This window comes from Gemmatimonadetes bacterium SCN 70-22, from assembly GCA_001724275.1.
Taxonomy (GTDB): domain Bacteria; phylum Gemmatimonadota; class Gemmatimonadetes; order Gemmatimonadales; family Gemmatimonadaceae; genus SCN-70-22.
In genome coordinates this window covers 24,813-39,529 of the sequence record MEDZ01000027.1, presented here as the reverse complement: position 1 = coordinate 39,529, position 14,717 = coordinate 24,813, and the positions used below count along the sequence as shown (strand labels likewise).

15 protein-coding genes are annotated in these 14,717 nt (G+C 72.2%); 8 read left to right on the top strand and 7 right to left on the bottom strand.

Annotated elements, in window-relative coordinates; genetic code table 11:
- Positions 1-188 precede the first annotated feature (188 nt).
- The 4 genes from ABS52_13675 to ABS52_13660 all read left to right on the top strand — a co-directional run bounded on the left by ABS52_13675 (position 189) and on the right by ABS52_13660 (position 2,744).
- Positions 189-731, top strand: a complete 543-nt coding sequence (locus ABS52_13675; protein ODT02469.1) for a hypothetical protein — start codon at positions 189-191, stop codon at positions 729-731.
- Positions 732-952: 221 nt separating this feature from the next.
- Positions 953-1,177, top strand: coding sequence for a hypothetical protein (locus tag ABS52_13670; GenBank protein ODT02468.1), 225 nt, complete (start codon positions 953-955; stop codon positions 1,175-1,177).
- Between the two features lie 125 nt (positions 1,178-1,302).
- Positions 1,303-2,079 (top strand): hypothetical protein, encoded by a 777-nt coding sequence (locus ABS52_13665; protein ODT02467.1) that lies wholly within the window; start codon positions 1,303-1,305, stop codon positions 2,077-2,079.
- Positions 2,079-2,744 (top strand): hypothetical protein, encoded by a 666-nt coding sequence (locus ABS52_13660; GenBank protein ID ODT02466.1) that lies wholly within the window; start codon positions 2,079-2,081, stop codon positions 2,742-2,744. Before ABS52_13665 ends, ABS52_13660 begins: the two co-directional genes overlap by 1 nt.
- 119 nt (positions 2,745-2,863) lie before the next feature.
- Here ABS52_13660 and ABS52_13655 read toward each other — a convergent pair whose 3' ends face one another.
- Both ABS52_13655 and ABS52_13650 read right to left on the bottom strand, forming a co-directional pair.
- The gene (locus tag ABS52_13655) at positions 2,864-3,265 is read right to left on the bottom strand and encodes a hypothetical protein (protein ID ODT02465.1); all 402 of its coding nucleotides are present in this window, start codon (positions 3,263-3,265) and stop codon (positions 2,864-2,866) included.
- A 112-nt stretch (positions 3,266-3,377) separates the two neighbouring features.
- A complete protein-coding gene (locus tag ABS52_13650) occupies positions 3,378-4,358 on the bottom strand; it encodes a serine/threonine dehydratase (GenBank protein ODT02464.1) in 981 nt (326 codons plus the stop codon).
- Positions 4,359-4,558: 200 nt separating this feature from the next.
- On the opposite strand from ABS52_13650, the gene ABS52_13645 reads away from it, so the two are divergent.
- The 4 genes from ABS52_13645 (at position 4,559) to ABS52_13630 (ending at position 10,631) form a co-directional block, all read left to right on the top strand.
- A complete protein-coding gene (locus ABS52_13645) occupies positions 4,559-5,395 on the top strand; it encodes a hypothetical protein (GenBank protein ODT02463.1) in 837 nt (278 codons plus the stop codon).
- 108 nt (positions 5,396-5,503) lie between these two features.
- Entirely contained in the window at positions 5,504-6,739 is a 1,236-nt protein-coding gene (locus tag ABS52_13640; protein ODT02497.1) for a hypothetical protein, read from the top strand.
- Entirely contained in the window at positions 6,736-7,665 is a 930-nt protein-coding gene (locus ABS52_13635) for a hypothetical protein (protein ODT02462.1), read from the top strand. The genes ABS52_13640 and ABS52_13635 overlap by 4 nt, the downstream gene beginning before the upstream one ends.
- Positions 7,662-10,631 carry a glycoside hydrolase gene (locus tag ABS52_13630; GenBank protein ODT02461.1) on the top strand — a complete coding sequence of 990 codons (2,970 nt, stop codon included), beginning with the start codon at positions 7,662-7,664 and terminating at the stop codon, positions 10,629-10,631. The genes ABS52_13635 and ABS52_13630 overlap by 4 nt, the downstream gene beginning before the upstream one ends.
- Before the next feature lie 133 nt (positions 10,632-10,764).
- Here the strand turns inward: ABS52_13630 and ABS52_13625 are convergent, their stop codons facing one another.
- The 5 genes from ABS52_13625 to ABS52_13605 form a co-directional block, all read right to left on the bottom strand.
- Positions 10,765-11,301, bottom strand: a complete 537-nt coding sequence (locus ABS52_13625; GenBank protein ID ODT02460.1) for a DNA-3-methyladenine glycosylase — start codon at positions 11,299-11,301, stop codon at positions 10,765-10,767.
- A gap of 126 nt (positions 11,302-11,427) precedes the next feature.
- A complete protein-coding gene (locus ABS52_13620; protein ID ODT02459.1) occupies positions 11,428-11,727 on the bottom strand; it encodes a hypothetical protein in 300 nt (99 codons plus the stop codon).
- A 155-nt stretch (positions 11,728-11,882) separates the two neighbouring features.
- Positions 11,883-12,299, bottom strand: a complete 417-nt coding sequence (locus ABS52_13615) for a hypothetical protein (protein ODT02496.1) — start codon at positions 12,297-12,299, stop codon at positions 11,883-11,885.
- Positions 12,300-12,306: 7 nt separating this feature from the next.
- Positions 12,307-13,626, bottom strand: a complete 1,320-nt coding sequence (locus ABS52_13610) for a hypothetical protein (GenBank protein ODT02458.1) — start codon at positions 13,624-13,626, stop codon at positions 12,307-12,309.
- 67 nt (positions 13,627-13,693) lie between these two features.
- A complete protein-coding gene (locus tag ABS52_13605) occupies positions 13,694-14,545 on the bottom strand; it encodes a hypothetical protein (protein ID ODT02457.1) in 852 nt (283 codons plus the stop codon).
- Between the last annotated feature and the right edge of the window lie 172 nt (positions 14,546-14,717).

Sequence of the window (14,717 nt, the reverse complement as noted above, 5' to 3'; positions counted from 1 at the left end):
CGACGTTCGACGGGGGAGGTGCATCAGCGCGGGCTCCTTGGGGTCCGTGGAGCGTCGAAGCTAGCCGCGCGCGGAAAGGCGCGGAAAGGGGATACCGCACACACGAGGGGGGAGTTCCCCGCCTTTGGCGCCGAGGTGCAATGCGCGAGACTTCTTGTCGCACAAACACTTACACCTTTCCCGACGCCATGCGAATCGCTCCCGCCGTCTACCACGCCGCGCCCGACTTTCTCACCCATCTCGCCACGGTGCAGAAGGACGCGGAGCTGTGGCACGCGGTGTACCGGACGGCACGCGTCCCCGAGGGATACGTCGAGCGCGCCCGAGCCATTCCGGGGAGGTGGAGCTTCCTCGCTCTTTCCGAGGACTGGTGCGGCGACAGCGTGAACACCCTCCCGCTCCTGGCTCGTTTGGTGGAGCAGGTACCGGGGTGGGAGCTGCGCGTCCTGGGGCGTGACGCCAATCCCGAGCTGATGGACAGCCACCTGACCGGGACGTCGCGATCCATCCCGGTCGTGATGGTCCTGGACGAGGAACTGGAGGAGATCGGGTGGTGGGGGCCGCGCCCGGGGCCGTTGCAGGAATGGTACCTGGCGCACGGCAAGGGGATGGACAAGGCGGAGCGCTACAAGCACGTGCGCACGTGGTACGCGCGTGACAGGGGGCAGACCTTCCTGGACGAGCTGCTGCGGATTGCCGAAGGGGCCACGGCGGAGCCCGGCGTGGCGTGAGGCGGCGCGCCGACGGCGAGGCGTCCGGACGGGCGAACAGGGGCTTGGCGGGGTGCCTCGTTGGGGGGAGACGAAGGGGCCGACGGGGAGTGCCAGGGGCGAGGCTGCGGGATTCGCGGACGGCGGGTGGACTCGGCAAGCGGGGGGACGTGCACTAGTTTTGTCGGTCGCCGCGCGCGCGTCGGCGCCGCGCGATCACCGCATATCGTTCTGAGGACGTCATGGCCGCTGGGCGCAAGGAAGCCAACTTCTCGCAGGGCTGGGGGATTGCCACGCTGATCACCGCGATGGCGGTGGGGGCGTTCGTGCTGGCGGGGGTGATCAAGCAGCGCACGTACATGCACCCGACCGACCCGATGGCGCCGAGCACGGCGCGCAAGGAGGTGCACGCCCCGGCAGGCGAGCACGCGGCCCCGGCGGCTGAGCCGGGAGCGGCGAAGCACTGAGCGGACGCCCTGGGTGTCGCCCTCCCGCGTGAGGGCGGCGGCTGTACGCGGCCGCTCGACACAGAGAGGGTGTTCAGGCGCCGCCTGACCGTGATGCTCCCGCCGCTTCGTTCGTGTCTTCCGCCATGGTCGCCGGCCCCGTGACGACCGCTGCGGCGCCGCGATCGACGCGGCGCGAGGTCACGGCCTCCACGCGCCGCATGGTGCGGCTCCTGGTGACCTCGGCGTGGTCGCTCCTCTGGCTCTTCATCATGGCGGCGATCGCCGTCCTCCTGTTCGTGCACCGGGGCGACGCCGAGGGGAGCGCGCGGCTGGCGAACGCCGAGATCGAGGCGCAGCTGCAACGCGGGGAGCGAGTGGAGCACCGGGTGGCGGTGATGCAGCGGCACTGGTGGGACTTCTACCGGGTGACGCACGGGGTGCTGGCGGCCACCGACCGGCGCCTGCTCTTCGTCGGGGTCCCGCCGGCGGCGCTCCTTCCCCGCGGCTTCGAGCCGCAGGAGTTCCTGGTGCGGAGCATCCCGTATGACCGCCCGGTGACGGTGCGCCTCGGGCCCGCCGACTTCGGGACGCGTCCGGCGTTGCGGCTGGCGGTGGGGGACGGGCGCGAGCGCTTCGCCTTCCTCCCCCTGGACCGCGCGCGCATGGACAGCGTGGTGGCGGTGCTGGAGCGGCGGCAGGCGGCGCTGCGGGCCGCGGCCGAGGCGGAGCGACGCGCCACCGAGGCCGCCATCGCGGCGTCGCGCCGTGCCATCCATCACCTCGTGCAGCGCGGCGAGTCGCTGGACCTCATCGCCCGTCGCTACGGCATCAGCGTGGACTCCATCATCAAGTGGAACGGCCTGACCTCCACCCGCATCACCGCCGGACGCCGCCTGCTGGTGAAGCCGGAGGCGCGCTGATGCGCGAGCACCGCCTCACCGTCGCGCGCACGGCGCGCGTGCAGGTCCTGGGCGATCCCGAGCAGGCGCGCGAGGTGTGGATCGTGATCCACGGCTTCGGGCAGCTGGCGTCGGAGTTCCTTGCCCCGTTCAAGGCCATCGCCACCCCGGAGCGCGCCATCGTCGCCCCCGAGGCGCTCAACCGCTTCTACAAGGAGAAGGCGGGGGCCACGCGGAGCGCCGATCGCCCCGTGGGGGCCACCTGGATGACCCGCGACTATCGCGACGCGGAGATCGCGGATTACGTGTCGTACCTCGACACCGTGGCGGCGCGCTTCGCGGGCGGGCGCGCGCTCACCGCGCTGGGGTTCTCGCAGGGGGTGGCGACGCTGATGCGGTGGGTGGCGCTGGGAGGGTCGCCGATGGCGCGGGTGATCGCCTGGGCGGGGGAGATTCCGGGCGACGTGGACCTCGCGGCGCACCGCGCGCGCTTCCCGGCGGCGGGGGTCGACCTGGTGCTGGGGACGAGCGACGAGTACCGCGCGTGGATCGACGCCGAGGCGATGCATGGGCGACTCGTTGCGGCCGGGCTCCCCTATCGCGTGCACGCCTTCGAGGGGGGGCACCGGCTGGACCGGGCGACGCTGGTGGCGCTGGCGGGGGGAGCGGGGAGCGGCGGCGCCTGATCTTCAGGCGCCCCGCAGGTCGGGCGCCTAACGCCGGTCGCGGGTGCGGCACCTGCGGGGGGTGGCATGCCGGGCCCCGGCGGGGGGTGCACGCCACGCCGGGCCCCGATCCGCGGCGTTCACTTGCCCCGTCCGCGCCACCGCTCGATGTCGCGCCGTTCCTTCTTGCTGGGGCGCCCCTGGTCGCGGAAGGCGCTGGGGCCGATGGCCCGCATCTGGTCGGCCAGCGCCTCGCGCGCCTTGCTCGAGGCCTCGGTTTCCTGGTAGAGCGTGGCGGCGACGGTCGCCGAGCCACGCTGCTCGGCGGTGGCGGTCACGCGGACGACGTGCTCGAACGGGGGGCGCCGGACGCGGATCGTGTCGCCCGCCTGCACGAGCCTGGCGCGCTTGGCGCGCTCGCCGTTCACCTCGATGCGCCCGGTGTCGATGGCCTCGGCGGCCAGGGCGCGGGTCTTGAAGAAGCGTGCGGCCCACAGCCACTTGTCGAGCCGGACCTTGCCGGCGCCTGCGCCGTCCGTCATCGTGATCGCTTCCGATAGTTAGGGGTGCCGAGTGCCGGCGTGTTGGGTCGGGGAATCGCCCGGTCGTCGCGCCTCCCGGCCGCCGGGGCCGCGGTCATCCCGGCTGCGGCCGTCAGAGCTCCCGGTCGAGGACGCGGCGGAGCGTGGCCTCGTCGATGTTGGCGCCGCTGATGATGATTCCCACCGTCTGCCCCGCCAGCTGCGGCGCGAGCCTGGCCAGCCCGGCGTAGCCGCCGGCTCCGGCCCCCTCGACGAGGGTGTGCGTGGTGCGCAGCAGGGTGCGGAGCGCCTCGGCGATCTCGGTGTCGGTGACGGTGACGAAGCCGGCCAGCCCCGCCTGGAGCGTGGGGAAGGTGAGGTCGTAGGCGCCGCGGGTGGCGAGGCCGTCGGCGAAGGTGTCGGCGCGGTCGGTGGTGAGGCGCTGGCCGGCGTGCCAGGAGTCGTGGCACGCCGAGGCGCCGGCGGCCTGCACCGCGTAGACGCGGGTGCCGGGGGAGAGGGAGCGCGCGATGGTGAGCGCCCCCACCGCCTGCGACCCGCCCCCCACCACGACCACCATGGCGTCCAGCTGCACGGGGGCCTCGAAGGTCTCGAGGGAGAGCGTGGCGGCGCCGGCCAGGACCGCGCGGTCGTTGGTGGAGTGGGCCAGGGTGGCGCCTTCGCGCTCCATGAGGCGCTGGGCCACCTGCACCGACTCGTCGTAGTCGCGCCCCTCCTCGATGACGCGCGCGCCTAACGCGCGCATCCCGGCGTTCTTGTCGGGGTTGTTGCCGACGGGGACGCAGATGGTCGCCTTGACGCCGAAGGCGCGGGCGGCGTAGGCGATCCCGAGGCCGTGGTTGCCGCGGGTTGCCGCCACCACCCCGCGCCGGCGCTGTGCCTCGTCCAGCGCCGTCATGAACGAGAGCCCGTTGCGCACCTTGAACGACCCGGTGGGGTTGAAGTTCTCGTGCTTGACGTGGACGGTGATCCCGTGCCCGGTCGCCTCGTCGAGGAGGGGGTGGTTGTACAACGGCGACGGCGCCATGTAGGGGGCGATGCGCGCGCGCGCGGCGCGGACGTCGTCGATCGTGATCGGCCAGGGGGAGCTCATGCGAGGCGGTGTGCGGTGTGCGGCGTTCGGCGTGCGGCGTGCGGCGTGCGAAGGGGTGTCGGTACCCCGGTGTACCCTCCCCGCGAAAGCTAGCGGATGGCCCCTCGGCCATGAAACATCGCCGCGCTGGTCGGCGTACCACACGGGCAAGTGATGCGTGCGCGGCACAAGTCCAATTCCAACAGTGGTACGAGGTTCGTATGAGCTCGGCGCGTGCGGTGGTGAAGGCGACGAAGGCGACGAAGGCGACGAAGGCGACGAAGGCGACGAAGGCGACGAAGGCGATGAAGGCGATGAAGTCGATGAATGCGATGACGGCCGCGGCGATGGCGGCGATGACCATGCTGACGGCGGCCGCCGATGCGCAGGTCTTCCAGGTGGGGCGCGAGCGTGCGGCGGGTGCCGCCGGCCCGCGCCGCTCCCCCGTGTACGCCGGGGCGTCGTTCACCTATGCCGTGCCGCAGGGCGACTTCCGCGACAACGTGAAGCAGGGCTTCGGGGTGGACGGCAACGTGCACTACAAGCTCGACCGGCAGGGGATCTTCTCCCTGGGGGGCGAGCTGGGCTTCCTGGGGTATGGGCGCGAGACCAAGCGCGTCCCACTGAGCTCCACCATCGGGCGCGTGAACGTCGACATGACGACGTCGAACAACATCTTCTGGATGGGGGTCGGGCCGCAGCTCACTGTACCCTCGGGCCCGATCCGCCCGTACGTGAACGCGACCGCGGGGTTCTCCGTCTTCTGGACCGAGTCGAGCGTGGAGGGGTCGTGGGACAACGAGCCGTTCGCCAAGTCGACCAACTACGATGACGCTACCTTCGCCTGGACGGGGGGAGGGGGATTCCTGATCCCGATCGGGGCGTCGCGGCAGGGGGCGCTCGACATCGGGGTGCGCTATCACGGCAACGGGAACGTGCGCTACCTGCGGCGAGGGGACATCATCGACCTCCCCGGGGGAGAGATCCAGCTGCGGGTGAACGAGGGGGAGACGCCGCTCCTGTCGTGGCGCGTCGGCTTCCGCTGGGGGTTGTTCTAGCCGCGGCGGGGGGGCGCCGGACACTTCGCGCGACCATGGTTGAGGCCCCCCGGTGCGCGCCGTAGCATTGTGGCCATGCGCAAGCGCGGCGGCCGGCCGGTCATCCGCATCAATGGCGGCCTCGCGGCCGTGCTCTCCCTCGCCGTCGGCTTCGCCATCGGCGCGGTGGCCGCCGCCTCGTCTCCCGGCGTCGCGTCGGTGCTCCTGGCGGTGAGCGAGCCGGTGGGGACGATGTGGGTGAACGCGATCCGCATGACCGTCGTCCCGCTGGTGGTGGCGCTCCTGGTGACGGGGATCGCCTCGATGCGCGACCTGCGGGCGGTGGGGCGGCTGGGGGGGAGCGCGCTGGCCCTCTTCATCGCCCTCCTGGCCGGGGTGGCGCTGTTCACCGCCCTGGCCGCCCCTCCGCTGTACGACCGTCTGGTGGTCGATCCCGCCTCGGCGGCGGCCCTGCGCGAGCGTGCAGCTGGCGGGGCGGGGATGGTGCCGCCGCTCCCCGGCTTCGCGGCGTGGCTCACGTCGCTCGTCCCGGTGAACCCGGTGGCCGCGGCGGCGGAGGGGGCGATGCTCCCCCTCATCGTCTTCACCGTCGCCTTCGCCCTGGCCATCTCGCGCCTCCCCGACGCCACGCGCGACGTGGTGCTGGGGGTCTTTCGCGCCGTCGCCGACGCCATGCTGGTCCTGGTGCGGGCGGTGCTCTGGCTCTCCGCGTTAGGCATCCTGGCCCTGGCCATCACCCTCGGCGCCAGGCTCGGCGTCTCCGGGGCGGGGGCCATCGGCTTCTACCTCGTCACCCACGCCGCCCTCCTGGTGGCCGCCACCGCCCTCCTCTACCCGGTGGCCGTGCTCGTCGGCGGCGTGCCGCCGGGGCGCTTCGCCCGCGCGGCGCTCCCCGCGCAGGTGGTGGCGATGGGGACGCGCTCGTCGCTGGCGGCGCTCCCCGCCATGCTCGACGCCGCCGAACAGCGCTTGCAGCTGCGGAGGGAGGTCTCGGGCTTCGCGTTGCCCCTGGCGGTGTCGACCTTCCGGCTCAACCTGGCGGTGTCGTGGATCGTCGGCGGGCTCTTCATCGCCAGGCTGTATGGCGTCCCCTTCGGCCTCTCGTCGCTGGCCACCTTCGGCGTCGCCGCCGTCCTGATGTCGTTCTCGGTGCCGGGCATTCCCTCGGGGTCGCTGTTCATCATCGCCCCGCTCTTCCCCACCGTGGGGCTCCCGGTGGAGGGGGTGGGGATCCTGATCGCCCTCGACGCCGTCCCCGACATCTTCAAGACCACGCTCAACGTGACGGGGCACATGACGTCGGCGGCCGTGCTGGCCCGGCGCGCCCGGGGGGACGGCGGATGAGCCTCGAGTCGACGGGCGGGAGCGTGCTCCGCATCGCGGCGCTGGCTGGCGTGGCCGCCGCGGCCGTCGCCCTCCTCTGGCTCGCCCTCGTCGCCCCCAGGGTCCCTGGCGCCAACCGCACCTGGACCCCCGAACACCGGCGCCTGGCGCGGGCGGAGTTCCACGGCGGCTCGCTCGTCACCATCCACGACCTGCGCGACTTCGCGTACACCTCCGCGAACGACTTCGCCGAGCGATACCTGGAGCGGACGTACGACCTGGGCGAGATCGAGAGCGCCTGGTTCGTCCTCACGCCGTTCTTCTCGGCGTGGCGGGGGCCGGCGCACGCCTTCGTGTCGTTCGGGTTCAGCGACGGCGAGTACGTCGCCATCTCGGTGGAGGCGCGGCGCGAGGTCGGGGAGACGTACGGCTTCGTGGCCGGCGCGCTGCGACGGTTCGAGCTGGCCTACATCGTCGGCACCGAGCACGACCTCATCGGCAGGCGGGCGCTGTACGACGGCGACGATGTCCTGCTCTACCCCATCGGGGCGCCGCGCGAGCGCGTGCGGCAGATGTTCGTGGAGATGCTGCAGCGGGCCAACGCGCTGCAGGAGCACCCGGAGTTCTACCACACCCTCACCAGCAACTGCACCTCGAACCTGGTGGATCACGTGAACCGCATGATCCCCGGACGCATCCCGTCGAGCCTCAAGACCATCCTCCCGGGCTACACCGACGAGATCGCGCACTCGCTGGGGCTCATCGACGCGCGCGGATCGCTGGACGAGCTCCGCGCGCGCTTCCGCATCAACGACCGCGCACGCGCCGCGCGGCCGGGCGACGACTTCTCGGCGGCGATCCGCGCGGGGGCCGCTCGCCCCGCCCGCCGCGCTGACAAACCATCGGAAGCAACCGTTCCCTCACCGCAACAGGACCGCACGCCATGATCCACCCGCCGGCTTCGCTCGTTCGCGCGCGCACCGCCCTCCTCGCCCTCGCCGTCCTCGCCGCCCTGCCGGCACCGGCGCGGGCGCAGCATCCCTCGTCGCTGTTCGGCGAGCTGCGGTGGCGCCACATCGGGCCGTTCCGTGCCGGGCGCACGAAGGCGGCCACCGGGGTGCGGCAGCAGCCCAACACCTTCTACATCGGCGCGGTGAACGGCGGGGTGTGGAAGACGACCGACTTCGGGCGCACGTGGACCCCGATCTTCGACGGGCAGCCGAGCGGATCGGTCGGGGCCATCGCGGTGGCGCCGAGCGACCCGGACGTCATCTACGTGGGGAGCGGCGAGGGGCTCCAGCGCCCCGACCTCTCCACCGGCGACGGGGTCTACAAGACCACCGATGGCGGGAAGACGTGGGCGCGGCTGGGGTTGCGCGACGGCCAGCAGATCCCCCAGATCGTGGTCGACCCGGGGAATCCCGACCGCCTCTTCGTGGCCGTGCTGGGGCACCCCTACGGGCCTAACGAGGAGCGCGGGGTGTTTCGCTCGCTCGACGGGGGGAGGACGTTCCGCAAGGTGCTGGGGAAGGACGAGAACACCGGGGCCATCGACGTGGTGATGGCGCCCGACGACCCCAACACGCTGTATGCCGCGCTGTGGGAGTCGCGACAGGGGCCGTGGGAGAACGGGGTGTGGCAGGGAGAGGGGACTGGGCTCTTCAAGACCACCGACGGCGGGGAGAGCTGGACCCCCATCATGAAGGGGCTCCCCACCCCCGCCGAGGGGCTGGGGCGCATCGGGATCGCGATCGCGCCGAGCCGGCCGAGCCGCCTCTTCATCACCATCGACGCGGGGGAGCGCAGCGGGATCTACCGCTCCGACGACGCGGGGGCCTCGTGGGCCAGGACGTCGAGCGACGAGCGGGTGCACAACCGCGGCTCGGACTTCGCCGAGGTCAAGGTGGACCCGAAGAACCCCGACGTGGTGTACAGCGGGAGCATCGTGACCTGGAAGTCGACCGACGCCGGGGTGACGTGGAAGATGATTCGCGGTGCACCTGGCGGTGACGACTACCACCGCATCTGGATCAACCCGGACAACCCGGACATCATCCTCATCGCCGCCGACCAGGGGGCCATCATCACCGTCAACGGCGGCGCGAGCTGGAGCTCGTGGTACAACCAGCCCACGGCGCAGTTCTACCACGTCACCACCGACAACTCGTGGCCCTACCGGGTGTGCGGCGGGCAGCAGGAGTCGGGGTCGGCGTGCGTGCTGAGCCGCGGGAACGACGGGCAGATCACGTATCGCGAGTGGCGCCCGGTGGGGGTGGAGGAGTACGGCTACGTGGCGCCCGACCCGCTCGACCCGAACATCATGTACGGCGGGAAGGTCTCGAAGTTCGACTACCGCACCGGGCAGACGCAGAACGTGGCCCCCAGGCCGTTCCGCGACGCCAACTACCGGATGCTGCGCACCGCGCCGATCCTCTTCGCCCCCACCAACCCGCGCAAGCTCTACTTCGGGGCCAACACCATCTGGCAGACGACCGACGGGGGGAACCACTGGACCGAGATCTCCCCCGACCTCACGCGCAAGGACTCGATCGTCCCGCCCAACGTGGGGAAGTATGCGAATGAGCCGAGCGCACGGGCGCGCCACCCGGGGGTGGTGTACACCATCGCCCCGAGCTACCGCCGCGAGAACGTGATCTGGGCGGGGTCGGACGATGGGCTCATCCACGTCACCATGAACGGAGGGCGCAGCTGGCGCAACGTCACGCCGCCGGAGCTCGTCCCGTGGGCCAAGGTCTCCCTCATGGACGCGGGGCACTTCGACACGCTCACCGCCTACGCGGCGATCAATACCCTCCGCCTGGACGACCTGCGCCCGCACATCTTCCGCACGCACGACGGCGGGAAGAGCTGGACGCGGATCGTGACGGGGATCGACAGCGGGGCGACGATCAACGTGGTGCGCGAGGACCCGAAGCGGCGGGGGCTCCTCTTTGCCGGGAGCGAGACCAAGGTCTGGGTCTCGTTCGACGACGGCGACCACTGGGTGTCGCTGCAGGTGAACATGCCGGCGACGTCGATCCGCGACCTCGTCATCAAGGACGACGACCTGGTGGTGGCAACGCACGGGCGCGGCTTCTGGATCCTGGACGACATCTCGCCGCTGCGCGAGATGGCGTCGAACCCGACGGCGAAGGCGGCGCACCTCTTCAGGCCGGCGCTGGCGACGCGGGTGCGCTACTCGATGTACACCGACACGCCGCTTCCCCCTGACGAGCCGCGCGCCGAGAACCCCCCGGACGGGGCGGTGCTGCACTACTGGCTCGGGGGGACGGCCGGCACGCTCACGCTCGAGATCCTCGACTCGGCGGGGACGGTGGTGCGGCGGTATGAGAAGGGGGTCAATCCCGATCCCGACCCGCGCGCCGAGGGGCACTGGCCCGACTGGTGGATCCGCCCGTCGCCGGTGTTGAGCCCCGAGCCCGGGCTGCATCGCTTCGTCTGGGACATCCGGCACCCGCGCCCGAGGGCGCTCGCCTTCTCGTACCCCATCTCGGCGATCCCCGGGCAGACCGTCCCGGAGCCGCTGGGGCCGTTCGTGCTCCCCGGGCGCTACACCGTGCGGCTGACGGTGGACGGGGCGGTGCTGACGCAGCCGCTCACCGTGCGGATGGACCCGCGGGTGCGGACGCCGGCGGCGGGGATCCGGGCGCAGCACGCGCTGGCCGTGCGGTTGCACGTGGGGGTGGACCGGGCGGCGGGGGGGCTGGACCGGGTGCGCCAGCTGCAAGGCGCGCCGGCCGGCCTGGACGCGGCGCTGCGCCGCCTGAGCGGGCGGCTCACGCAGCTCCTGGACATGGTGGATGGCGCCGACTACGCCCCCACCACGCAGGTGCGCGCGGCGGCCGACGCGACGCTCCGGGAGCTGGAGGGGGCGCTGGCGCGGGTGCGGTAGCGGGCGCGCGTGCGGTAGCGGGCGCGGGTGCGGTAGCGGGCGCTGGTGCGGCAGCGGGGGCGGGTGGCGTCTGGCGGACGCCTGGGGGGAACGTCGATATCGCCCGCGGGCGCGCGGCGCCGATGCCTGGTGCCTAACGCCGGCTCCACGGGGGGCGCGCCCGCACCACCTTGCGGTACACCGGGCACGACTCGACGTGCGCCCCCGCGAGGTAGCCGGTGCTGAGCAGGAACTCGTTCACGATCTCGCCCCCGGTGAAGGTGAACGTCTGCTTGAAGAGCTTCTGCCACCCGGCGCGGTCCAGCGGGTGGTGGGCGTCGAGCCAGGCGGCAAACGACCCGTGCGACGCCTGCAACCGCTGCACGCGCCTCGCGTTCTCGATCGCCGCCTTCACCTTGAGCCGATTGCGGATGATCCCGGCATCGGCCAGGAGGCGCGCCTCGTCACGGGCGGTGTAGCGCGCGACGCGCGCGATCTCGAAGCCGTGATAGGCGCGCGTGAAGTGCTCGCGCTTCCTGAGGATGGTGAGCCACGAGAGTCCCGCCTGGTTGATCTCGAGGATCAACCGCTCGAAGAGGCGGTCGTCGTCGGCAATGGGGAAGCCGTACTCGGTGTCGTGATACGGCCCATGATACTCGTGGCCGCGGGCGACTTCGCAGTAGGTCGTCATCCCCGGATTCTAGCGCCGTCGCCACCATTGACAACGCGGGCACCCGGGTGCGGGCGGAGCCGGCGCCCCCGGGGCGTGTGCCGAGCGCCGCGCGACGTTGCACGGCGCTCCGCACCTCGCGCCATCCTACGACTCCAGCTGGTAGATCTCGCGGCGCCCGCTGGCGATGAGGTCGTGGTACCCCGCCATCGCCGCCTGGAACTCCGGCAGCTCCATCGACTTCCGCGTCTGCTGCGTGTACTCCTCGAGGCTCGCCACCTCGAACTCCGCCACCACCGTCCAGTACCGCTCGGCGCTGACGTCGGTCATGACGCGCATGCGCGCAAACCCGAGTTTGTCCGTCAGCCGCGCCAGCGCCTTGAACTTCTCCACCATCGGGCGCGCCTTGCCGGGCTGGCAGTACATGATGTCGCGGATCAGGAACATGAGCTCCTCCGTCGTACGAGGGGAGAGGATGCTGCGGGGAGCCTGTGAATCTCTGGCGACCGTGGCCAGCGTCAAGCGACGTCATGCGGTGGGCGCGGCCGGTGCGAGAGGTGCGGGAGGTGCGGGAGGTGCGCGCCTCGGCGAGCTGCCCCCCCTCACTCCCAGTCGCGCGTGCGCCGCCGCGACTTCTTCTCCGATGCGCGCCGCTTGGTATCGAGGCGCTGCTCCCTGGCGGCCCGCGTCGGACGGGTCGCCTTGCGCTTGCGCGGGACGATGAGCGCCCGCCTGACGAGCTCGGCCAATCGCCCCTCCGCCAGCTCGCGGTTCTGCCGCTGGCTCCGCGTGTCGCTGGCCACCACGCGCACGCGCCCCTCGGCGTCGAGCCTCCCCGCCAGCTTGTCCAGCACCCGGGCCCGCTCGGCGTCGTCGAGCGCCCGTGACGTCCCCGGGCTCCACAGGACCTCCACCCGCGTGGAGGAGGTGTTGACGTGCTGCCCGCCGGCCCCCCCGGCGCGGGAGGTGCGGGCCGACAGCTCTGCGCGCGGGATCACGTGCCGCGCGTCGACGACCAGGTCGTCGTCAGCCGGCGGCCGGGGCACGATGCACCCGCACGGCGGCAACGCGCCGTTTGTCCATGGCGATGACCTCCAGCTCCCCACCGGGATACGGGACGCGATCGCCCAGCTGTGGCACCCGTCCCAGCCGCCCGAACACGTACCCCCCGAGCGTCGTCCACTCCCCCTCGGGGACGGGGAGGCGATGGTCCGATCGCACGTCGACGAGCGACATCGACCCCGACAGCTCGAGGATGCCGTCGACCTCGACCACGTCGCGCGTCGCCAGGTCGTACTCGTCGGCGATGTCGCCGATGACCTCCTCGACGAGGTCTTCCAGCGTGACGAGCCCCGCCGTCCCGCCGAACTCGTCGAGCACGATGGCCATCTGCGCCCGCGTGCGGCGCAGGTCGTCGAGCACGCGCTCGGCGGAGCGTGAAGCGGGAACGAAGAACGGCTCGCGCAGGATGGCGCGCAGCGAGAATGGCGTCTCGCCCTCACGCAGCCAGAAGTCCTTGGCGACGAAGACGCCGACGATGTCGTCGGGCGACTCGTCGTAGACCGGGTAGCGCGAGTAGCGCTCGCGGCGCAGCACTTCGTTGACGGCCGCCTCGTCGTCGTCGACGTGGAGGGCGACGATCTCGGTGCGCGGGCGCATGACGTCGTGCACGCGCTTGGCGGAGAAGTCGAAGATCCCGGCCAGCATCGCCGAGTCGGTCTCGTTGAGCGTCCCGGCGCCGCGCGCCTGCATCACCAGGAGGCGCAACTCCTCGGGGGAGTGGGCGTGGTGCGCCTCGGACATCGGGCGGATTCCCACCAGGCGCAGGAGCCAGGAGGCCGTCCCGTTCAGCACCCAGATGAACGGCGACATCGCCCGCGAGAAGGCCATCAGCGGGAGGGCCACGAGCCCGCTGACCTTTTCGGGCATGACGAGGGCCACCGACTTGGGGGCGAGCTCGCCGAGGACGATGTGGAGGAAGGTGATGATGACGAACGCGGTGATGGTCCCGGCGGCGGAATGGGCCATCCCCACGGGGACCGCGATCCCGAACTGGGCCAGTGCGCGGTCCACGACCACGGCGAGCGCCGGTTCGCCGATCCACCCCAACGCGAGCGAGGCGAGGGTGATGCCGAGCTGCGTCCCCGAGATGTAGCGATCGAGGTCGGCGATGGCCGCCTGGGCGCGGCGGGCGCCGCGATCGCCGCGGTCCGCCATCTCGGCCAGCTTGCTGCGCCTGGCCCCCACCAGGGCGAACTCCGCCATCACGAAGAAGCCGTTGAGGAGGACGAGGACGATGACCGCCGAGAGGCGGCCGCCGAGGGAGGAGAGGGAGAGGGGTTCCACGCGATGAATCGGGGAGTGGACGGGCGCCGGGGTGCGGGCCCGGGACGGGCCCGCCGGCGCGTGCCGCCTAACGCTGCTGGCAGGCCCCGGCGGCAACGCGCGAGCGCACCACCGCGGGCGACGGGAGGGAATCGCGCGCCGGCGCGCGGAAGACCGCGAGGTACTCGTCGTCGCCGGTCTCCATGCTCCGGACGAAGCCATAGCCCACCACCCCGAGCTCGCAGCGGAGGAGCCACGGCGGAGTCCCGTGCTGGTCGGTGGGGAACGACGTATCGAGGATCGCGACCCTGGCCCCCGGCTTGAGCGAGCGCGCCAGGTTCCAGAGGAGGGCGTAGGGGTCGGTGACCTCGTGGTACATGTGAATCATGATGGCGGCGTCGAGCGAGTCGGGGGGGAGGCGCGGGTCGTGTGGATCGCCCCGCACCACCGTCACGTTCGTGAGGCCGGCCTCTCGCACGCGCTTCGCCAGGAGGTCGAGGTATTCGGGGACGATGTCCTGTCCGTACACGTGCCCGGTCGCCCCCACCCGCTGCGACATGCGGAGCACGTAATATCCGTCGCCCGCGCCCACGTCGGCCACGCGCATGCCCGGGGCGAGCCCCAGGGCGTCCATGACGGTCTCCGCCTCGTGGGCGGCGTCGCGGGCGATCTCGTCGGTCCAGCGGGGGGCAACGATCTGGGAGAAGCGGCGCGACGGGGCGGGGAACGAGTCGGCCGAGAGTCCCCGAGCGTAGGCGGTCCATGGCGAGTCGGCCGGTTGGCGCTGCGCGGGCGGCTCGCCCTCCCCGCCCTTCGCTCCCCCCTCGGCGACCCCCTTCCCGGCACCGCACCCGGCCAGCGCCATCCCCCCCAGGACGAGCGCGAGCGCAAGCGAGGGGGTGGACACGGAGGCGATCGATCGGGAGAGGCGGGGGAGCAAGGGGCGAATTGGGCGCTGGCGGGGGCGAGGCGGGGGCTCGACAGGGTTCGCCGACAGGGTTCGCCGACGGGGTCCCCGACGGGGTCGCCGACAGGGTACGCCGACAGGGGCGGCGGCCCCGGACCCCAGTCAAGCCTAACCGAAGCGCGGCGTTTCGCTATTCCCCCAAGGC

What these genes read in the sequence shown, in the direction of transcription:
- ABS52_13675 (ODT02469.1), top strand. Translation starts at nt 189, where the DNA reads ATGCGAATCGCTCCCGCCGTCTACCACGCCGCGCCCGACTTTCTCACC.
- ABS52_13670 (ODT02468.1), top strand. Translation starts at nt 953, where the DNA reads ATGGCCGCTGGGCGCAAGGAAGCCAACTTCTCGCAGGGCTGGGGGATT.
- ABS52_13665 (ODT02467.1), top strand. Translation starts at nt 1,303, where the DNA reads ATGGTCGCCGGCCCCGTGACGACCGCTGCGGCGCCGCGATCGACGCGG.
- ABS52_13660 (ODT02466.1), top strand. Translation starts at nt 2,079, where the DNA reads ATGCGCGAGCACCGCCTCACCGTCGCGCGCACGGCGCGCGTGCAGGTC.
- ABS52_13655 (ODT02465.1), bottom strand. Translation starts at nt 3,265, where the DNA reads ATGACGGACGGCGCAGGCGCCGGCAAGGTCCGGCTCGACAAGTGGCTG.
- ABS52_13650 (ODT02464.1), bottom strand. Translation starts at nt 4,358, where the DNA reads ATGAGCTCCCCCTGGCCGATCACGATCGACGACGTCCGCGCCGCGCGC.
- ABS52_13645 (ODT02463.1), top strand. Translation starts at nt 4,559, where the DNA reads ATGAGCTCGGCGCGTGCGGTGGTGAAGGCGACGAAGGCGACGAAGGCG.
- ABS52_13635 (ODT02462.1), top strand. Translation starts at nt 6,736, where the DNA reads ATGAGCCTCGAGTCGACGGGCGGGAGCGTGCTCCGCATCGCGGCGCTG.
- ABS52_13630 (ODT02461.1), top strand. Translation starts at nt 7,662, where the DNA reads ATGATCCACCCGCCGGCTTCGCTCGTTCGCGCGCGCACCGCCCTCCTC.
- ABS52_13625 (ODT02460.1), bottom strand. Translation starts at nt 11,301, where the DNA reads ATGACGACCTACTGCGAAGTCGCCCGCGGCCACGAGTATCATGGGCCG.
- ABS52_13620 (ODT02459.1), bottom strand. Translation starts at nt 11,727, where the DNA reads ATGTTCCTGATCCGCGACATCATGTACTGCCAGCCCGGCAAGGCGCGC.